We start from the raw sequence: 18,687 nt of genomic DNA on the forward strand, positions 1-18,687 counted from the left end.
TGGTCGCGCAGTTCCCCGCGCCCCTTACCGGCACGGGTCGCGCCCGGAGCTTCTAAGGGGCGCGGGGAACTGCGCGAGAGGCCCCACCGGACCCGCGGACGACAACGCACCCCCTGAGCGAACCCCCGCTCAAACGCCGCCCCACCTGCACAAACCCGGGACCGCAGAGGTCACCCGGTGCCACCGCCGGAGGCACCCCGTGCCGACTTTCTCGTGATCAAGATATTTTGCCCGCAACCCTTTGATCGATCATCGATCAGCGGGTTACAGTCGCCGACGGACCTCCACCGAGGTCCGCGCCCTGTCCTGCCAAAGACCAAGGGCACCCCCCGAACCCTTACCGATGAGGGAACCCCCTTCGACTGAGGAGGCGGCGCAATGACCGACCCCAACGCCATCCAGCCGAGCGCGCTCGACCAGCTCCCCGACCGCGATCCGGAGGAGACCGCCGAATGGCAGGCCTCCCTGGACGCCGTCACCAAGGCGGCCGGGCCGCACCGCGCGGCGTACCTGATGCGCCGCACCCTGGAGCGCGCGGAGGGCAACGGCATCGCGCTGCCCAAGCTCCTGGAGACGGACTACGTCAACACCATCCCCACCGCCGCCGAGCCGGGCATCCCCGGTGACGAGGCGATGGAGCGCCGTATCACCGCGTGGAACCGCTGGAACGCGGCGGCGATGGTCACCCGTGGCTCCAAATACGGCGTCGGCGGCCACATCGCCACCTTCGCCTCCGCGGCCTGGCTCTACGAGACGGGCTTCAACCACTTCTTCAAGGGCAAGGAGGCCGACGGCTCGGGCGACCAGCTCTACATCCAGGGCCACGCCTCCCCCGGCATCTACGCCCGCGCCTTCCTCGACGGCCGACTGAACGAGTCCCACCTGGACAACTTCCGCCGCGAGTCGGGCGGCGACGGCCTCCCGTCGTACCCGCACCCCCGGCGCCTGCCCTGGCTGTGGGAGTTCCCGACGGTGAGCATGGGCCTCGGCCCCCTCTCCGCCATCTACCAGGCGCGCTTCAACCGGTACCTGACCAGCCGGGGCATCAAGGACGTCTCGAACTCCCACGTCTGGGCGTTCCTCGGCGACGGCGAGATGGACGAGCCCGAGTCGACGGCCGCACTCGCCCTGGCGAGCCGCGAGGGTCTCGACAACCTGACCTTCGTCATCAACTGCAACCTGCAGCGCCTCGACGGCCCGGTCCGCGCGAACTTCAAGATCGTGCAGGAGCTGGAGGCCCAGTTCCGGGGCGCCGGCTGGAACGTGGTCAAGTCGCTGTGGGGCTCGGCGTGGGACGAGCTGTTCCAGCTCGACACCACCGGCGCGCTCGTCCGCCGGCTGCGCGAGGTGCCGGACGCGCAGGTGCAGACCTACCAGACACGCGACGCCGCCTACATCCGCCAGGACTTCTTCGGCAAGGACCCGGCGCTCGTCGAGATGGCGAAGCTGCTCAGCGACGACAAGATCCTTGAGTGCTTCCACCTCTCGCGCGGTGGTCACGAGGCGCGCAAGGTGTACGCCGCGTACAAGGCCGCCGTCGAGTTCAAGGGCGCCCCGACCGTGATCCTGGCCCAGACCGTCAAGGGCTTCACCCTCGGCGAGGGCTTCGCGTCGAAGAACGCCAACCACCAGATGAAGAAGCTGTCGACGGACGAGTTCAAGCAGATGCGTGATCTGCTCGAACTCCCCATCAAGGACAGCGACTTCGTCGACGGTGTGGTCCCCTACGGCCACCCGGGCGCCGACTCCGCCGAGGTCCGCTACCTCCAGGAGCGCCGCGCCGCGCTCGGCGGTCCCGCCCCGGCCCGCCGTACGCACGCCCTGGCCCCCCTCCCGGCCGCCGCCGACAAGACCTTCGCCGCCTTCGACAAGGGCTCCGGCTCGCAGAACGTGGCGACGACCATGGCCTTCGTCCGCCTCGTCAAGGACCTGGTCCGCGACAAGCAGACCGGCCGCCGCTGGGTGCCGATCGTCCCCGACGAGGCCCGCACCTTCGGCATGGAGAGCCTCTTCCCCTCCCTCGGGATCTACTCCCCCAAGGGCCAGACGTACGAGCCGGTCGACCGTGACCAGCTGATGTACTACAAGGAGGCCAAGGACGGGCAGATCCTCAACGAGGGGATCACCGAGGCCGGTTCCATGGCCGACTTCATCGCCGCCTCGACGTCGTACGCGACGCACGGCGAGACGATGATCCCGTTCTACATCTTCTACTCGATGTTCGGCTGGCAGCGGACCGCCGACCAGATGTGGCAGCTCGGCGACCAGCTCGGCCGCGGCTTCCTCGTCGGCGCCACGGCCGGCCGTACGACGCTGACGGGCGAGGGCCTGCAGCACGCCGACGGCCACTCGCCGGTGATCGCGGCGACCAACCCGGCGGCGCTGACGTACGACCCGGCGTTCGCCTACGAGGTCGCGACGATCGTCAAGGACGGTCTGCGCCGGATGTACGGCGAGGCCGCCCCGGGCGAGGACCCGAACGTCTTCTACTACCTGACCGTCTACAACGAGCCGCTGCCGCAGCCCGCGAAGCCCTCCGGGCCCGGCATCGACGAGGGCATCGTCAAGGGCCTGTACCGCTTCAACACGGCGGAGTCGGCGGGCGTGAACGTGGCCGCCGCCAACGCCCCGCGCATCCAGCTGCTGAGCTCCGGCACGGCGATCCACTGGGCGCTGAACGCGCAGAAGCTGCTCGCCGAGGAGTGGGGTGTGGCCGCCGACGTGTGGTCCGCGACCTCCTGGACCGAGCTGCGCCGCGACGCGCTGGAGGCGGATGCCGCGCTGCTGCGGGGTGAGGAGCGGGTGCCGTACGTCCGTCAGGCGCTGCACGGTGCCGAGGGCCCGGTGCTGGCGGTCTCCGACTACATGCGCCAGGTCCCGGACCAGATCGCGCAGTGGGTCGAGCAGGACTACTCGTCGCTGGGCGCCGACGGCTTCGGCCTCTCGGACACCCGCGAGGGGGCCCGCCGCCACTTCGGTGTCGACGCCGAGTCGATCGTGGTCGCGGCGCTCGCGCAGCTCGCGCGGCGTGGTGAGGTCAAGGCGACGGCGGTGAAGGAAGCGCGGGAGCGGTACGGGTTGTAGGACGGGGGCGCCTCGTGGCTTTCAGGCCCCTGCGGGCCTGAAAAGCAGGGGGCGCAGCCCCTGCTTTTCAGGGGCGCGGGGAACTGCGCGAGAAGCCCCACGCACCCGCAGCCGACAACGCACCCCCTCGTTGTCACACCCGCCCGGCATCATGGCCGCATGCGTGCTGCCCGGCTGATCAAAATGGTGCTGCTTCTCCAGTCCCGGCCCTCCATGACCGCCGCCGAACTCTCCCGGGAGCTGGAGGTGTCCGAGCGGACGGTCACCCGGGACGCCCAGGCGCTGTCGGAGGCGGGGGTCCCGGTGTACGCGGACCGGGGACGGGCCGGTGGGTACCGGCTGATCGGCGGGTACCGGACCCGGCTCACCGGGCTGGCGCGGGGCGAGGCCGAGGCGCTGTTCCTCAGTGGCGTGCCGGGCGCGCTGCGGGAGATGGGGCTGGAGGACGCCGCCTCCGCCGCCCGGCTGAAGGTCTCGGCCGCCCTGCTCCCCTCCCTCCGCGACGCCTCCCGTACGGCCTCCCAGCGCTTCCACCTGGACGCCCCGAGCTGGTTCAAGGAACCGAAGACCCCCGACCTGCTGCCCGCCGTCGCGGACGCCGTGTGGGCCGACCGCCGGATCGTCGCGCGCTACCGCAGGGGCGACACCGAGGTCGAGCGGGCGCTGGAGCCGTACGGTCTCGTCCTCAAGGCGGGCATCTGGTACCTGTGCGCCCGGGTGCCGGGCGAGGACGGGAATCCCGGCACCGGCTCCTTCCGGACCTACCGCATCGACCGGTTCGTGACCGTCGACACCGACGGCGACCACTTCACCCGCGACGAGGAGTTCGACCTGCCGGCCCACTGGGACGCGCAGGCGGAGCGGTTCGCACGCTCGATCCTGCGGGTCGAGGTCGTCGTACGGCTGTCGGCGGAGGGCGTGCGGAGGCTGCCGCACGTCGTGGATCCCGTCGCGGCCCGGGACGCGCTGACGGCGGCGGCCGAGCCGCCCGGCGCGGGCGGCGGGGCCACCGTCACGCTGCGCGCCGAGTCGGAGGACGTGGCGCACACCCAGCTCACGGCGCTGGGGGCGGAGGCCGAGGTACTGGCCCCCGAGAGCCTGCGGGAGCGCTTCGCGGCCGACGCGGGCCGGCTCGCGGGGCTGTACGCCACATAACGATCCGCGGTCCTCCGCGTGCGTACGGCCCGCCCAGGCACGATGCTGGACCCGTGATGGACGAGACGGAGTTCTGGGAGCTGGTGGACACGGCCCGCGAGGACGCCGAGGGCGATCCGGAGGACCAGGCCGACCTGCTCGTGGAACGGCTCGGCCGGCTGGACCCGGAGGCGGTGCTGGACTTCGCCCGGCACTTCGAGTCCCGCTACCACCGCGCCTACACCTGGGACCTCTGGGGCGCCGCGTGGGTGCTGCTGGACGGTGCCAGTGACGACGCGTTCGACTTCTTCCGGTGCTGGCTGATCGGCCAGGGCCGGGAGGTGTTCGAGGGGGCGGTGCACGACCCGGACGCGCTCGCCGATCTGCTGGACGACTTCGACGAGGAGATCGACGGGGACGGCGAGGAGCTGGGGTACGCCGCGGACGAGGCGTACGAGCAGCTCACCGGTGTGGTCGCCCCGGATCTCGGTATCCCGCCCGCGCCCCGTGAACCCGAGGGCACCCCGCTCGACTTCGAGGACGAGTCCGCGCTCGCGGAACGCCTCCCGAAGCTCTGTGAACGCTTCAGGCCCTGAGCCCGCGGTTCGACGGGCGCGGCACGTACGCGTGCTGCTCGGGGGTGTACGGCTGGGTGTGGGGGCGTCGTTCCCTGCCCGGCGCCGGGTGTTCGGAGGCCGAGGCTCCGTGCAGGGGCGCGGAGTTGGCGCGGTCCAGCGCGGACGCGGTGACGGCGGACGGGCCGAGGACGACGACGGCGGTCGCGCAGGCCACCGTCCAGGGGCTCCGCAGGGCCGAGGACCAGGACCTCTTCGGGTCGCGGGACATGTGCTTCGTACGGCTGTTCATCGTTCTCCCCACCTCCGGTCGGCGTGACGACGACGTTAGGGCGCCTGTCTGGGAGAAGTCTGTGAGGTCGCGGCGGGCTGTCTGTGAAGCTCATGAGATCTGTCCCGACCGGCCGGTCCGTCTCAGCTCCGGCCCTGGAGGCGGGCCGCCAGCTCCCTGATCGCGGGCAGGCGTTCCGCGAGGGCCGCGCCCGGGCAGCTGGTCATGAAGCCGTCGCTGTGGCCCGCGAGGGTGGGCAGCAGGGCGGTGGTCCCGGAGGCGTAGCGGCTGAGGCTGTTGCTGGAGGTGAGCTTGACGCTGCCGCGGGGGTCGGTGTCGGTGAGGCCGAGTTTCCAGGCGGCGAGGGCCGCGATGGCGTCGGTCATGGCCTGCGGGACGGGGACACCGGCGGTGAAGGTGCCGAGGGCGGCGATGCCGGTGGTGCGGTGGTTGAAGCCCTGGGTGTGGGCTCCGGTGACCGCGCGGTCGATACCGCCCGCACGGCCCTCGTAGATGGTGCCGCAGCGGTCGACGAGGAAGTTGTAGCCGATGTCGTCCCAGTCCTTGGCGCCGGTCTGGCCGGTGTAGAGGCCGCGGATGATGCGGGGCGCGTCGGCGCAGTCGTAGCCGTTGGGCGAGTCCGTGTGGTGGACGAAGACGGCGGCGATCTCGTCGTCGTAGCGGGCGGGCGGCTGGCTGGGCGCGTCCTTCTCCAGCCAGCGGGACCTGGGCACGATCGGCGGCCGGGGCGCCCGGTGCGCCGGCGCGGGCCGGGCCGCGACGGAGCCGTCCGCGCCCTCTTCGGTGCGGTCCACGCCGATCGCGCACAGCACCAGCGCGAGGACGGCCGCCAGTCCGGGCAGAGCGGCCAGCAGCAGGAGCACGGGCCGGGGCAGGTCCAGGCGCGGGGCGTGCGGGGCCTGTGCGCGGCGGCGGCGCACCCGCGGCGGCCGCCGTATTCGCGCACCCCGTGACCTCCGGAACACACGCATGGGCCCAGAGTCACCCGGATGCGCGCCGGCCGCGATGTGGGGTGGGCCACCCGGTGGAAGCGGAAGGAACCAACCCCGTGGTCCGGGACGTTTTTACGATTCAGGGCGGAGGCGGTTCGGTGGTGGCCGGTTCGCGCGGGTCGGCGTGGTGCCCGGCCGGCGTAACTGATCACTGCGCCTGCCCCGCGCGTACTACAGGGTCCCTGAAGAGAGGCGGCTGGAGTGGACGTGCTCGACATCCTGCTGATGCTGGTGATCCTGGCCTACGCGGCGTCGGGTTACCGGCGCGGGCTGGTAGCGGGATGTGTGTCCCTCGCCGGTTTCGTGGGCGGCGCGGCGATCGGCGTCTGGGTGCTGCCCTGGATGATGGAGCTGGTGGAGGCGGGCACCCCGGCGGCCACGGTCACGGCGGTGCTGACCGTGCTGGTGCCAGGCGTGATCGGGCACGAGCTGGCGGGCCGGCTGGCGCTGCGGCTGCGCCGGGAGATCGACCGCAGTCCGCTGCGGGTGGCCGACGGCATCGGCGGTGCGGCGGCCAACACGGTCGCGGTGCTGATAGTGGCGTGGGTGGCCGCGAGCGTCCTCGGGGCGTCCTCGTCGCCGGTGGTGACCAACTCGATCCGTAACTCCGCGCTGCTGGGCGCCGTGCAGAACACGATGCCGGACACCACCCCGGCCTGGTTCTCGGACGCCACCTCCGCGCTCACCGAGGCGGGTTTCCCCCAGGTCTTCAACCCGTTCGAGAACGAGGCGACGGCCGAGGTCGCCAAGCCCTCCGGCGACAGTGTCACCGCGGCGGCGACCGGTGCCGCCAAGCGCAGCACGGTGAAGATCGAGGGCGTCGCGGGCACCCAGGGCCGTGAGGGCAGCGGCTTCGTGTACGCGACCGAGCATGTGATGACCAACGCCCATGTGGTGGCGGGCATCGACGATCCGAGTGTGCGGGTGGGCGGTGTCGGCAAGGCGTACGAGGCGAAGGTCGTGCTCTTCGACCCCGACAAGGACGTGGCGGTGCTCTACGTCCCGGGTCTCAAGGCCCCGCTGCTGCGCTTCGACGACAGTGCCAAGCGGGGTGACGCGGCGGTGGTGGCCGGCTATCCCGAGGACGGCGGCCTGGACCTCCAGGCGGCCACGGTCGCCAGCCGGATCGACGCGACCGGCCGGAACATCTACAACACGGATTCGGTCACCCGCGACATCTACTCGATCCGTTCCACCGTCCGCCCCGGCAACTCCGGCGGCCCTCTCCTCACCACCGACGGCCGGGTCTTCGGCGTCGTCTTCGCCCGCTCCACCTCGGACGCGGAGACGGGGTACGTCCTGACCGTGGACGAGGTCGTCTCCGACGCGGAGCGGGCGGCGATCGCGACGGCGCCGGTGGACACGGGCGATCTGGTGACGTCGTGACCCGTCAGAGCCGGCAGCCCATCAGTACGTCGTCCACGTACTGCCCGTCGAGCAGGAACTCCTCGGGCAGGACGCCCTCGACCACGAAGCCCTCGGACTCGTAGAGCTTCCTGGCCGGGGTGTTGTGGCCGAGGACGCGCAGGGTGAGGCGGCGGGCGCCGCGACGGCGTGACTCGTCCTGTGCGGCGCGCAGCAGCGCCCGTGCGACGCCCGCCCCGCGCGCGGCGTCGGCGACGGCGAGGCCCTGGATCTGCCGGACGTGGGTGTGGCAGGCGAGCCCTGTGGGGCGGACGATGCGGACGTAGCCGACGACGGTGCCGTCGAGTTCGGCGACGAGGTGGTCCTGGGCGCCGACCCGCTCGTTGAAGAAGGGCTCGTAGGGCTGTCGGGGGCGTTCCTGGACGGAGTGCAGCGTGGACCAGGTGTCGCGGTCGAGGCGGCCGAGGGTGTCTTCGTCGTCCGAGGTCGCGACGCGTATGTACGGAACGGGCATGGCGGCCACTGTACGGCGGCGGGGCGGGCGGGGGCGGTGGTGGCCGGTCATGGGCCCCGGGTCCACCCGTTCCGGCGGGAGCGGGGCAGGATGGGGCGCATGACCGTTGAATCGTCCGTTCCGCCCGGTTCCCGTATCGCGATCGCCGGTGCGTCCGGCCTGATCGGTTCGGCTTTGGCCCGCTCCCTCACCGACGACGGCTACGAGGTGCTCCGGCTCGTACGGCGGGCGCCCCGGGCGCCGGGCGAGGTGCGCTGGGACCCGGACGCGGGGCGGGTCGACGAGGCGGGGCTCGCGGGGTGCGCGGCCGTCGTCAATCTCGCCGGCGCGGGGGTCGCGTCCCGCCGCTGGACGGACGCGTACAAGGCGACGATCCGCGGCAGCCGGGTGCACGGCACCCGGACGCTCGCCGAGGCCGCCGCCGCCCTCGACACCCCGCCGAGCGTCTTCGTCAACGGCAGCGCGATCGGCTTCTACGGCTTCACGGGCGACCGGGTGGTGGACGAGTCGGCGGAGCCGGGGGCGGAGTTCCTGTCCTCGCTGTGCGTGGAGTGGGAGGGGGCGGCCGAGGCCGCGCGGGAGGCCGGGATCCGGACGGCGTTCGCCCGGACGGGGCTGGTGGTGGCCAAGGGCGGGGGTGCGTGGGGGCCGCTGTTCCCGCTGTTCAAGGCCGGGTTGGGCGGGCGGATGGGGGACGGCCGCCAGTACTGGAGCTTCATCTCGCAGCACGACGAGGTCGCCGCGCTGCGGCATCTGATCTTCACTCCGTCGCTGTCCGGGCCGTTCAATCTGACGGCCCCGGCCCCGCTGACCAACCGTGAGATCACGGCGGCGATGGGCCGGGTGCTGCGCCGGCCCACCCTGTTCACCGTGCCCGCGCCCGTGCTCCGGCTCGCCCTCGGGGGCGTCGCCGGGGATGTGCTCGGCAGTACGCGGGCCGTCCCGACGCGGTTGCTGGAGTCGGGGTTCACGTTCCGGAACCCCGAGATCGACGACGCGATTCGAGCTGCGCTCGGCTGAGGGGGTGGGGGTGGGGGGCGGGGGGTGCGTTGTCGTCCGCGGGCCGGTGGGGCTTCTCGCGCAGTTCCCCGCGCCCCTGAAAAGCAGGGGCTGCGCCCCATGCTTTTCAACCCGCAGTCCCCGTGGTCTTTCAGGCCCGCAGGGCCTGTTGCTTTTAGGGGCGCGGGGAACTGCGCGAGAAGCCCCACCGGAGCCGCACCCGCCGACGAACCCCGCACCCCCCGAACGCCCGGCGCACGGACCCCCCGTCCATGCCCCCGTGCGAGGTCACACGCTCCTTCCCCGGAACCGGCGCCCACCTTCACTCTCAAGCCGAACTCAGGTATTTCAGATGGGTGTTGGGGGCATAACGTCCCCGCAGCCGCGCGACCTCGGGAGGGGCACGTGCTTGAGTCGGTGCACCAGTCGGCGTTCCCGGCCGACACGGAGAACGCCGAAGACACAGACGTCATCGTCGTGGGAGCCGGCGTGGCCGGTCTCGCCGCGGCCGGACATCTGACCAGGGCGGGTCTGCGGACCACCGTCCTGGAGACCGCCCCGGCCGTCGGCGGCCGTATGACCACCGAGAAGATCGACGGCTTCCGGCTGGACCGGACGGCGCAGTTGCTCTCCACGTCGTACCCGGAGCTGCGCCGCACCCCGGGCCTGGACACCCTGCCCCTGCGGCCGTTCGCCCCGGGCGTCCTGCTGCACGCCGACGGGCGTCATCAGCGGGCCGGCGCCACCCCGGTTCTGCGGAGCGCGAGGGGCGCACTCACGGCCGCGCGCGCCCTCGCAAGCGCCCCCAGGCTCCCCCGCAACCAGGGCCGCCAGCAGGTCCGTTCCACGGGCACCCGGCCCGGTCGGCTGGGGGCTCCCGCCGATCAGTCCCGGCTGGCCATGGCCCTGGCCCGACTCGCCGCGACCGCGCCCGAACGGCTCCTCGCCCGGGCGGAGGTCCCGGCCGCCCAGGCCCTGGCGGCCCGGGGTTTCCCGCCCCGGACGATCGACGGTTTCGTCCGCCCCCTGCTGGCCGCGCTGCTGGCGGACCCCGCACTGGGGACCTCCAGCCGCTGTGCCGACCTGGCCCTGCACACCTTCGCCACGGGCCGGCTGTGCATCCCGGAGGGCGGCGCGGACACCCTTCCGGAGCTGCTCGCGGCGGCGCTGCCGCCGGGGTCGGTCCGTACGGGCGTCCAGGTCACCGGGATCAGCACGACCTCGGTGACGACGGCGCACCACGGCGTCCTCACCTGCCGCGCGGTGGTGCTGGCCACGGACGCCCGCTCCGCCGCCGAACTGCTCCCGGGACTGCGGGTGCCGGACTTCCACCCGGTGACGGTGCTGCACCACGCCACGGACGAACCCCCGCTGGGCGAACCGGCGCTGCTGCTGGACGCCGACCGCAGCGGGCCCGTCTCGCACACGGCGGTGATCAGCCAGGTCGACCCGAGCCGGGCCCCGGCGGGCCGTGCCCTGATCACCTCCACGGTTCTCGGCACTCCCCCGTCCCCCGCGCACCTCGACGCCACGGTCCGGGCCCAACTCGCCCGGCTCTACCGCACATCCACCACCCGCTGGGAGCTCCTCGCCGCGTACCACGTGCCCGAGGCGGTCCCCGCGATGCCCGCGCCGCACGATCTGCGCCGCCCGGTGCGTCTGCTGGCCGGCCTCTACGTCTGCGGTGACCACCGCGACACCAGCACCGTCCAGGGGGCGCTGCACTCCGCCCGCCGGGCCGCCCACGCGGTGCTGACGGACCTGGACGCCCGCCCGACGTTCCTGGAGGAGGAGCCGTTGGACGCGGCGGCGTGAACGACGGCAGGGGCGCCCGGAGTCGAACCCGGACGCCCCTGCCGCCAGGCCCTGTCGTACGCCTACCCGAGCGCCGCCACCTTGTCCCGGTAGCCGCGCACCGGGGCGGCGTCCCGGTAGGGCTCCAGGCGGCGTTCGAAGTCGCGGACGTACTCCACGGCCCGTACGGACCGCATCTCGGCGGCCTGTCCGGCGGCCTCGGCGCCCAGCTGGCAGGCCTGGTCCAGCTCACCGAGGCCCAGGCGGGCCGAGGCGAGGACGACCCGGCAGAAGAGCCGGCTGCGGGCGTAGGCGGGCGCCCTCAGCTGCAGGGAGCGCTCCGCGTGCTGGGCCGCGGCCCGGTACTGCTGGAGGTCGCGGTGGCTGTGGCCGAACTCGTCGGCGAGCTGCGCCTCGTCGAAGAACCGCGCCCAGTAGGGGACCTCGTCCCCGGGGCGGGCCGTCTCCAGGGCGCGTTCGGCGCGGACCAGCGCGGCCGTGGAGGCCCGCACCTCGCCGAGCACCGCGTGGCCGCGCGCCTCGACGGAGTGCAGCAGCGACTGCACCACCGGCGGTACGGCCGACCCGACGCCCTGCTGGGCGACGCGCGCGAGCTGCACGGCCTCCCGTCCGTGCCCCAGATAGACCGCCTGACGGCTCATCGTGACGAGCACATACGCCCCGTACGCCCGGTCCCCCGCAGCCTGCGCCAGCCTGAGCGCCTGCACGAAGTACCGCTGGGCGAGGCCGTGCGCCCCGATGTCGTACGAGGTCCAGCCGGCCAGCCGGGTCAGGTCGGCGGCGGAGGCGAACAGCCGCCGGCCGATCTGTTCGCCGTAGGCGCCGCGCAGCATGGGCTCGGCCTCGTGTTCGAGATAGCGCACGAGGGCCTGGCGGGCGTGGCCGCCGCCGTACGCGTCGTCGAGGGCGCGGAACAGCTCGCCCACCGAGCGGAGGGCGGCGATGTCCCCGCCGGTGACCTTCTGGCCGGGGCCGCGCTCGGTCTGGCTGCGCTGCCGGGGGACGACCGGGCGGCCCTGCGGGGGGACCCGGGTGGCCGCCGGGTCGCCGCGGCCCACCCGGTCGTCGGCCCGGCCGATCAGCCAGTCGCGGCTGGGGACGACGAGTCCGGCGGGGGTGAAGGCGATCTTCCGCAGCTCGGCGTGGCTGCCGGAGTCCTTGCGCCACAGGCCGCCGACGATGTCGATGGCCTCCTCGGGGGTGGCGGCGAACTCCAGGCCCGCGTAGACGGGGGCACAGGCGTCCAGGCCGAGGTCCTGGGCGGTGAGCCGGCGGCCGAGGCGGCGGGTGAACACCTCGGCGATGAGGGCGGGTGTCGCCCCCCGGGGCTGCTGTCCGCGCAGCCAGCGGGTGACGGACGTCTTGTCGTATCTGAGGTCGAGGCCGTGTTCGAGACCGAGCTGGTCCACACGGCGCGCTAGTCCCGCGTTCGAGAACCCCGCTTCTGCGATGAGGGCGGCGAGCTGGCGGTTGGGGGTGCGCTGCGCGGGTCGTTCCGTCATCTGCGGTGCGGTCTCCTGCCTTCCGGGTGTCGGCGGGGTTTCCCGGATTGCCTGGTGAGAAGCCTTTTGCGGCCTTGTGAACGGCGCGAATGTAGCGGAGAGTAAGCGTCCGATCGCACACTTCCGTGTCCATTCATCCGATCGTGTGAGGATTCGCTGCGCGGCTGACGTGGAGGGCCTGCGACACGCGCCGGCTGGGCTCCTCGTACGCCCGGCGGCCGGCGCGTACGACGAGCGTCGGTATCCGCCTCCGCGCCTCGCACCACGGGCGCCGGGCACCACTCGAACAGCGCCCGGTCCGACGGTCGTACAGTTGCTTGGGCGCTTCACGCGCCTGACAGGGCCATCAGGGCTATCGCGGTGCCGCCGGCCGGTGGTGCCGCCGAGGGAGGCGCTTGCCGTGAGTGGGTTGCGGTTCGTCCGCATGGGGTTCGGCACGGAGGCCGTCGAGTACCAGGAGGCGTGGGACGAGCAGCGCCGGGTGCACGCGGCCCGCTTCGCCGACGAGGTCACCGACACGGTGCTGCTCCTGGAGCACCCGCCGGTCTACACGGCGGGGCGGCGTACGGCCGACAACGAGCGCCCCCTCGACGGCACGCCCGTCATCGACGTCGACCGCGGCGGCAAGATCACCTGGCACGGGCCGGGCCAGCTGGTGGGGTACCCGATCCAGAAGCTGCCCCGTCCGGTGGACGTGGTCGCCCATGTGCGGCGGCTCGAAGAGGCCCTGATCCGTACGTGCGCGGAGTTCGGCGTCGAGACCACCCGGGTCGAGGGCCGCAGCGGGGTGTGGGTGCTCGGCGATCCGGTCGAGCGGCGGCTCGGGGGGCTGTCGCTGGATCTCGACCCCCGGATGACCGACGACGAGTTCGATCCCCGGATGAACGGGCCGGAGTACGCGCCGTCCAACGCGGGGCAGCGGCGCGAGGACCGCAAGATCGCGGCGATCGGGATCCGGGTCGCGAAGGGGGTCACGATGCACGGCTTCGCGCTGAACGTGAACCCCGACAACAAGTGGTTCGACCGGATCATCCCCTGCGGCATCCGTGACGCGGGGGTCGCGTCCCTCGCGGCCGAGCTGGGGCGGGACATCACGATCGCGGAGGTCCTGCCGGTGGCCGAGCGGCATCTCCGGGACGTCCTGGAGCACGCGGACCTGCAGCCGCGGGTGGTGGAGCGCGCGACGGCGTAGGCGTGGGTCGCGGCAGAGCTCGGGAGTGCGGGTTCGTGGGCGGGTGCGGGTGGGTGGGGGCTGGTCGCGCAGTTCCCCGCGCCCCTGAAAAGCAGGGGCTGCGCCCCTCGCTTTTCGTCCCGAAAGGGCCGCAGGCCTCTTTCAGGGGCGCGGGGAACTGCGCGAGAAGCCCCACCGAACCCGCGCCTGGAATGCCGCCGTGAAGCCGAAGGTTGCCCACCCCGGGGACCGAGAACCGTACGGGCGTACCCTGGTGGACGCCGAAGAATCGAAGCACAGGGAGCCGATGTGTCCGCAGTCGCACCCGACGGACGCAAGATGCTGCGCCTGGAGGTCCGGAACAGCCAGACCCCCATCGAGCGCAAGCCCGAGTGGATCAAGACCCGGGCGAAAATGGGCCCCGAGTACACGAAGATGCAGGCCCTGGTGAAGGGCGAGGGGCTGCACACCGTCTGCCAGGAAGCAGGCTGCCCCAACATCTACGAGTGCTGGGAGGACCGCGAGGCCACCTTCCTCATCGGCGGCGACCAGTGCACCCGCCGCTGCGACTTCTGCCAGATCGACACCGGCAAGCCCGAGGCGCTGGACCGCGACGAGCCCCGCCGCGTGGGCGAGTCCGTGGTCACCATGGACCTGAACTACGCCACCATCACCGGCGTCGCCCGCGACGACCTGGAGGACGGCGGCGCCTGGCTCTACGCCGAGACGGTCCGCCAGATCCACCAGCAGACCGCGGAGCGCGCGGACGGCCGGACCAAGGTCGAGCTGCTGGCCCCCGACTTCAACGCCGTCCCGGAGCTGCTGGAGGAGGTCTTCGCCTCCCGCCCCGAGGTCTTCGCGCACAACGTGGAGACCGTGCCCCGGATCTTCAAGCGCATCCGCCCCGGCTTCCGTTACGAGCGCTCGCTGAAGGTCATCACCGAGGCGCGGGACTACGGTCTGGTCACGAAGTCGAACCTGATCCTCGGCATGGGCGAGACCCGTGAGGAGGTCAGCGAGGCGCTGAAGCAGCTGCACGACGCCGGCTGCGAGCTGATCACCATCACCCAGTACCTGCGTCCGAGCGTCCGCCACCACCCCGTGGAGCGCTGGGTCAAGCCGCAGGAGTTCGTCGAGCTGAAGCAGGAGGCCGACGAGATCGGCTTCTCCGGTGTGATGTCCGGCCCGCTGGTCCGCTCCTCGTACCGGGCCGGCCGCCTCTACCAGATGGCGGTCGAGAAGCGGGGCGCGTACGTCGCGTCGCAGGCCGTCTGACCCCATTTCGCGCCCGTTTTGGCCCATGGCCGGCGCTAGGCCGAATGGCACGGAGTGCCACCCGATTCGTGTGAATCTGAGCACAAGAGGCTACTCGTCGGTAATGGCCGATTGACCGCGGTCCTGACCGTCCTCGCAGATGAGGGCAGTGTCAGGGCCGCGTCGGGGTTTAAAGGCCGCGCATCAAGGCTTCACTGGCGTTTGACCGGTCGGTCACGCCCTGGTAACACCAATCAGTGACCCTGGTTTCACGCCCGGTACAGGGTCCTAGCCAGAGCAGCCATCCCGAGGGGGGACCTCCCATGCAGGCCGCACCCGTTCGTGCCACAGCGATCCCGTCGTTCACCGATGCACTCCGTGCCGTCGAGTCGCTGCTCATGAGCAGTGGTCAGCGCACCGCCCGTCGCAACGCCTGGACCTCCGTCCTGGAGGACCGCCGCCGCGCCAAGGACCGCGTCGAGACCGAGCGCGTCCTCGAAGCCGCCGTCGCCTCGCGCACCTCGTAGCGCCGCACCCCGCACCACCGCTCCACGAACCGCCGCAGCACGCCGGCACCGCCGCCGCCCGGCGCCGCTTCCCCAGCGCAGCCGCCGGTCCCCGGTCCCCACCGGCACCGCCGTCGTCCTCGCTTCCCCGGACACGTAGACTTCGTGCCATGGCGAGGAAGGAACCCGCAGCGGACGCTGCGAACCCCGGGCGACTCAAGCAGATCGCTCTGACGTACAAGATGACCCGCAGGGCCGACAAGAAGATCGGTCTTGTACTCGCGGCTGTCGGAATCATCACCTTCGGTGTCTTCCTCGCGATCGGTTTCTTGATCGGTCACCCCATCTATCTCGGCATCCTGGGCCTCCTGCTCGCCTTCCTCGCGACGGCGATCGTGTTCGGACGGCGGGCCGAGCGGGCCGCGTTCGGGCAGATGGAGGGCCAGCCGGGCGCCGCCGCGGCGGTCCTGGACAACGTGGGACGTGGCTGGACCACGACGCCCGCGGTGGCGATGAACCGCAGCCAGGACGTGGTGCACCGGGCCGTCGGCAAGGCCGGCATCGTCCTGGTCGCCGAGGGCAACCCGAACCGTGTGAAGAGCCTGCTGGCCGCCGAGAAGCGGAAGATGGCCCGCATCGTGGCGGACGTCCCGGTGCACGACCTGGTGGTGGGCACCGGCGAGGGCCAGACCGAGCTGAAGAAGCTCCGCACGACCATGCTCAAGCTGCCGCGCGTCCTGTCCGGACCCCAGGTGACCGCCACCAACGACCGGCTGCGCGCCATGGGCGACCTGATGAGCAACATGCCGCTCCCCAAGGGCCCGATGCCCAAGGGCATGCGTATGCCGAAGGGCGGCCCGAAGGCCCGCTGACACCATGACGACCACGTGTACGACGATGGGGGCGCCCCGGATCACTCCGGGCGCCCCCATCGTCGTACTCCGGGCGGGAACCTCAGATCCGGACCTCGACCGTGCGCGCCAGCCGGTCGTGCAGGCCCCGGCCGTCGCGGTCCCAGACCAGGGCGGGGACGGCGAGGCAGAGCAGGACCGTGCGGACGGCGGCGCGCCAGGGGACGACCGTGCCGGTGTCCTGGGCGACGACCCGCAGACCGAAGAGGCGCTTGCCCGGGGTGAAGCCGATCGTGCCCAGCGTCAGGGTGTGCAGCAGGAAGAAGATGAGCAGGGCCCAGTTGCTGGTGGCCTGGTCGTAGCCGTCGGTGATCAGGCCGTATGCGATCAGCAGGCACAGGCCCCAGTCGACGGCGAGGGCGCCCAGACGGCGGCCGGGGCGGGCGATGGAGCCGGAGCCCTCCTCCGGCAGACCGAGCTGCTCTCCCCTGTATCCGAAGTCGACTCCGGCTTCCTCCGCGGCTTCACGGGGGCCGGAGAGCCACGATCCGAGTGCTTGCCTCTTGTCCACCCGTCCAAGGTACTGCCACCGTTCTGCCATACGGACAGGTGGGGTGCGGGGCGGGATGTCCGGTTAACTTGTGCGAAACAAATGGGTCACGCACGAGAAATCACCCGTCCCTAGTGTCGTGAAGAGCGTGTGCCACCGCACTGGCCGCACGAACGAACTACCACCCCGGCAGGAGACGTCGGGAGTAGGAGGAGCTGGATGTTCCAGAACGCCGACGAGGCCAAGAAGTACATCGCGGACGAGGACGTCAAGTTCGTCGATGTCCGCTTCTGCGACCTGCCGGGTGTGATGCAGCACTTCACGATCCCGGCCACGGCCTTCGACCCGGCCGAGGAGCTCGCGTTCGACGGCTCCTCGATCCGCGGCTTCCAGGCCATCCACGAGTCCGACATGGCGCTCCGCGCCGACCTGTCCACCGCGCGCGTCGACCCCTTCCGCCGCGACAAGACGGTCAACATCAACTTCTTCATCCACGACCCGATCACAGGCGAGCAGTACTCCCGTGACCCGCGGAACGTGGCGAAGAAGGCGGAGGCGTACCTCGCGTCCACCGGTATCGCCGACACCGCGTACTTCGGTCCCGAGGCCGAGTTCTACGTCTTCGACAGCGTGCGCTTCAAGACCGCGGAGAACGAGTCCTTCTACCACATCGACTCCGAGGCGGGCGCCTGGAACACCGGTGCGCTGGAGGACAACCGCGGCTACAAGGTCCGCTACAAGGGCGGTTACTTCCCGACCCCGCCGGTCGACCACTTCGCCGACCTGCGTGCCGAGATCTCCCTGGAGCTGGCCAACTCCGGCCTCCAGGTCGAGCGCCAGCACCACGAGGTGGGCACCGCCGGCCAGGCCGAGATCAACTACAAGTTCAACACGCTGCTCGCCGCGGCCGACGACCTCCAGCTCTTCAAGTACATCGTGAAGAACGTGGCCTGGCGCAACGGCAAGACCGCGACCTTCATGCCGAAGCCGATCTTCGGTGACAACGGCTCGGGCATGCACGTCCACCAGTCGCTGTGGACGGGCGGCCAGCCGCTCTTCTACGACGAGGCCGGTTACGCGGGCCTGTCGGACACCGCCCGCTACTACATCGGCGGCATCCTCAAGCACGCCCCGTCGCTGCTGGCCTTCACCAACCCGACGGTGAACTCGTACCACCGTCTGGTGCCCGGCTTCGAGGCCCCGGTCAACCTGGTCTACTCGCAGCGCAACCGCTCCGCGGCCATGCGTATCCCGATCACGGGTTCGAATCCGAAGGCCAAGCGCGTCGAGTTCCGCGCGCCCGACTCCTCCGGCAACCCGTACCTCGCCTTCTCGGCGCTGCTCCTCGCGGGCCTCGACGGCATCAAGAACAAGATCGAGCCGGCCGAGCCGATCGACAAGGACCTCTACGAGCTGGCCCCCGAGGAGCACGCGGGCGTCCCGCAGGTCCCGACCTCCCTCCCGGCCGTCCTCGACTCGCTGGAGCGCGACCACGAGTTCCTCCTCCAGGGCGACGTCTTCACGCCGGACCTGATCGAGACGTGGATCGACTACAAGCGCGCCAACGAGATCGCCCCGCTGCAGCTGCGTCCGCACCCGCACGAGTTCGAGCTGTACTTCGACGTGTGATCGACGCGTAGTCCGTACGCCCTTCGCGGCGGCGCCCCCGTTCCCGTTTCCCGGGACGGGGGCGTCGTCGTATGGTTGCGGGTCGTAGGGTTCTGGCACGACTGTTCGAGAGACGACGGGGAGACGCGGGGATGCCCGAACAGGACGACGACGAGCGGGAGTTCGACATCAAGTGGGCGGACGGGGCCGAGCACAAGGAGCCCTCCGCCCGGGCCCGGATGCTCGCGGCCCGCTGGAAGGAGAACCCGCCCGCGCCGCAGCCGTTCCGTGCCGATCCGGGGCCGCGGGTGCCGCGCCGGTCGTCGTGGGTGTCGACGGTGATCGTGTTCGGGTGCGTGGCGGGGCTGATCGCGCTGATCGGCTACGTCAACTATCGGTCTTCGTACTGAGCCTTTGCCCTGCCGGGGGCCGATCACGACCATCGCGTGACCGCTTCATGGGGAGGGCCGGGCGC

Annotated in this window: 17 protein-coding genes; 12 read left to right on the forward strand and 5 right to left on the reverse strand. The window is 71.7% G+C overall.

Going from position 1 to position 18,687, the window contains the following annotated elements; genetic code table 11:
- The first annotated feature begins 378 nt into the window (after nucleotides 1–378).
- The 3 genes from aceE to J8M51_RS16620 all read left to right on the forward strand — a co-directional run bounded on the left by aceE (nucleotide 379) and on the right by J8M51_RS16620 (nucleotide 4,814).
- On the forward strand, nucleotides 379–3,084 hold the full coding sequence (gene aceE, locus J8M51_RS16610; RefSeq protein ID WP_267299243.1) for a pyruvate dehydrogenase (acetyl-transferring), homodimeric type: 2,706 nt from the start codon (nucleotides 379–381) through the stop codon (nucleotides 3,082–3,084).
- A gap of 159 nt (nucleotides 3,085–3,243) precedes the next feature.
- Nucleotides 3,244–4,239 carry a helix-turn-helix transcriptional regulator gene (locus tag J8M51_RS16615; RefSeq protein ID WP_086762847.1) on the forward strand — a complete coding sequence of 332 codons (996 nt, stop codon included), beginning with the start codon at nucleotides 3,244–3,246 and terminating at the stop codon, nucleotides 4,237–4,239.
- 56 nt (nucleotides 4,240–4,295) lie between these two features.
- A complete protein-coding gene (locus J8M51_RS16620) occupies nucleotides 4,296–4,814 on the forward strand; it encodes a DUF4240 domain-containing protein (protein ID WP_086762849.1) in 519 nt (172 codons plus the stop codon).
- Here J8M51_RS16620 and J8M51_RS16625 read toward each other — a convergent pair.
- Complete coding sequence (locus tag J8M51_RS16625) at nucleotides 4,804–5,085, reverse strand: hypothetical protein (RefSeq protein ID WP_086762851.1); 282 nt, start codon at nucleotides 5,083–5,085, stop codon at nucleotides 4,804–4,806. The genes J8M51_RS16620 and J8M51_RS16625 overlap by 11 nt on opposite strands.
- 122 nt (nucleotides 5,086–5,207) lie before the next feature.
- A complete protein-coding gene (locus J8M51_RS16630) occupies nucleotides 5,208–6,056 on the reverse strand; it encodes a peptidoglycan recognition protein family protein (RefSeq protein ID WP_086762853.1) in 849 nt (282 codons plus the stop codon).
- A gap of 222 nt (nucleotides 6,057–6,278) precedes the next feature.
- Between J8M51_RS16630 and J8M51_RS16635 the strand changes: the two genes are divergently transcribed.
- Complete coding sequence (locus tag J8M51_RS16635; RefSeq protein WP_086762856.1) at nucleotides 6,279–7,463, forward strand: MarP family serine protease; 1,185 nt, start codon at nucleotides 6,279–6,281, stop codon at nucleotides 7,461–7,463.
- Between the two features lie 4 nt (nucleotides 7,464–7,467).
- On the opposite strand, the gene J8M51_RS16640 is transcribed toward J8M51_RS16635, so the two are convergent.
- The gene (locus J8M51_RS16640; protein ID WP_179203462.1) at nucleotides 7,468–7,956 is read right to left on the reverse strand and encodes a GNAT family N-acetyltransferase; all 489 of its coding nucleotides are present in this window, start codon (nucleotides 7,954–7,956) and stop codon (nucleotides 7,468–7,470) included.
- A gap of 99 nt (nucleotides 7,957–8,055) precedes the next feature.
- On the opposite strand from J8M51_RS16640, the gene J8M51_RS16645 reads away from it, so the two are divergent.
- Nucleotides 8,056–8,976: a TIGR01777 family oxidoreductase gene (locus J8M51_RS16645; protein ID WP_267299244.1), complete on the forward strand. Its 921-nt coding sequence runs from the start codon at nucleotides 8,056–8,058 to the stop codon at nucleotides 8,974–8,976.
- Nucleotides 8,977–9,360: 384 nt separating this feature from the next.
- Complete coding sequence (locus tag J8M51_RS16650) at nucleotides 9,361–10,770, forward strand: NAD(P)/FAD-dependent oxidoreductase (RefSeq protein WP_086761921.1); 1,410 nt, start codon at nucleotides 9,361–9,363, stop codon at nucleotides 10,768–10,770.
- A gap of 62 nt (nucleotides 10,771–10,832) precedes the next feature.
- Here J8M51_RS16650 and J8M51_RS16655 read toward each other — a convergent pair whose 3' ends face one another.
- A complete protein-coding gene (locus J8M51_RS16655; protein WP_086761923.1) occupies nucleotides 10,833–12,272 on the reverse strand; it encodes a regulator in 1,440 nt (479 codons plus the stop codon).
- Between the two features lie 400 nt (nucleotides 12,273–12,672).
- On the opposite strand from J8M51_RS16655, the gene lipB reads away from it, so the two are divergent.
- The 4 genes from lipB to J8M51_RS16675 all read left to right on the forward strand — a co-directional run bounded on the left by lipB (nucleotide 12,673) and on the right by J8M51_RS16675 (nucleotide 16,075).
- A complete protein-coding gene (gene lipB / locus J8M51_RS16660) occupies nucleotides 12,673–13,464 on the forward strand; it encodes a lipoyl(octanoyl) transferase LipB (protein WP_216591206.1) in 792 nt (263 codons plus the stop codon).
- 288 nt (nucleotides 13,465–13,752) lie between these two features.
- Complete coding sequence (gene lipA, locus J8M51_RS16665; protein ID WP_086751889.1) at nucleotides 13,753–14,718, forward strand: lipoyl synthase; 966 nt, start codon at nucleotides 13,753–13,755, stop codon at nucleotides 14,716–14,718.
- Nucleotides 14,719–15,020: 302 nt separating this feature from the next.
- A complete protein-coding gene (locus J8M51_RS16670) occupies nucleotides 15,021–15,224 on the forward strand; it encodes an SCO2195 family GlnR-regulated protein (RefSeq protein WP_033527460.1) in 204 nt (67 codons plus the stop codon).
- Nucleotides 15,225–15,373: 149 nt separating this feature from the next.
- Complete coding sequence (locus J8M51_RS16675; protein WP_033527459.1) at nucleotides 15,374–16,075, forward strand: DUF4191 domain-containing protein; 702 nt, start codon at nucleotides 15,374–15,376, stop codon at nucleotides 16,073–16,075.
- An 82-nt stretch (nucleotides 16,076–16,157) separates the two neighbouring features.
- On the opposite strand, the gene J8M51_RS16680 is transcribed toward J8M51_RS16675, so the two are convergent.
- The gene (locus J8M51_RS16680; RefSeq protein WP_086751887.1) at nucleotides 16,158–16,625 is read right to left on the reverse strand and encodes an RDD family protein; all 468 of its coding nucleotides are present in this window, start codon (nucleotides 16,623–16,625) and stop codon (nucleotides 16,158–16,160) included.
- A gap of 198 nt (nucleotides 16,626–16,823) precedes the next feature.
- Here J8M51_RS16680 and glnA point away from each other — a divergent pair, with 198 nt between their 5' ends.
- Nucleotides 16,824–18,233 carry a type I glutamate--ammonia ligase gene (gene glnA, locus J8M51_RS16685; protein ID WP_086751886.1) on the forward strand — a complete coding sequence of 470 codons (1,410 nt, stop codon included), beginning with the start codon at nucleotides 16,824–16,826 and terminating at the stop codon, nucleotides 18,231–18,233.
- Nucleotides 18,234–18,364: 131 nt separating this feature from the next.
- On the forward strand, nucleotides 18,365–18,622 hold the full coding sequence (locus J8M51_RS16690; protein ID WP_086751884.1) for an SCO2583/SCO2584 N-terminal domain-containing protein: 258 nt from the start codon (nucleotides 18,365–18,367) through the stop codon (nucleotides 18,620–18,622).
- Nucleotides 18,623–18,687 lie beyond the last annotated feature (65 nt).

The sequence above is a fragment of the Streptomyces griseiscabiei genome (genome assembly GCF_020010925.1).
In the GTDB taxonomy this organism is placed as follows: domain Bacteria; phylum Actinomycetota; class Actinomycetes; order Streptomycetales; family Streptomycetaceae; genus Streptomyces; species Streptomyces griseiscabiei.

Coding starts and splice junctions, on each gene's coding strand:
- aceE (WP_267299243.1), top strand. CDS start 379: ATGACCGACCCCAACGCCATCCAGCCGAGCGCGCTCGACCAGCTCCCC.
- J8M51_RS16615 (WP_086762847.1), top strand. CDS start 3,244: ATGCGTGCTGCCCGGCTGATCAAAATGGTGCTGCTTCTCCAGTCCCGG.
- J8M51_RS16620 (WP_086762849.1), top strand. CDS start 4,296: ATGGACGAGACGGAGTTCTGGGAGCTGGTGGACACGGCCCGCGAGGAC.
- J8M51_RS16625 (WP_086762851.1), bottom strand. CDS start 5,085: ATGAACAGCCGTACGAAGCACATGTCCCGCGACCCGAAGAGGTCCTGG.
- J8M51_RS16630 (WP_086762853.1), bottom strand. CDS start 6,056: ATGCGTGTGTTCCGGAGGTCACGGGGTGCGCGAATACGGCGGCCGCCG.
- J8M51_RS16640 (WP_179203462.1), bottom strand. CDS start 7,956: ATGCCCGTTCCGTACATACGCGTCGCGACCTCGGACGACGAAGACACC.
- J8M51_RS16645 (WP_267299244.1), top strand. CDS start 8,056: ATGACCGTTGAATCGTCCGTTCCGCCCGGTTCCCGTATCGCGATCGCC.
- J8M51_RS16655 (WP_086761923.1), bottom strand. CDS start 12,272: ATGACGGAACGACCCGCGCAGCGCACCCCCAACCGCCAGCTCGCCGCC.
- J8M51_RS16670 (WP_033527460.1), top strand. CDS start 15,021: ATGCAGGCCGCACCCGTTCGTGCCACAGCGATCCCGTCGTTCACCGAT.
- J8M51_RS16675 (WP_033527459.1), top strand. CDS start 15,374: ATGGCGAGGAAGGAACCCGCAGCGGACGCTGCGAACCCCGGGCGACTC.
- glnA (WP_086751886.1), top strand. CDS start 16,824: ATGTTCCAGAACGCCGACGAGGCCAAGAAGTACATCGCGGACGAGGAC.
- J8M51_RS16690 (WP_086751884.1), top strand. CDS start 18,365: ATGCCCGAACAGGACGACGACGAGCGGGAGTTCGACATCAAGTGGGCG.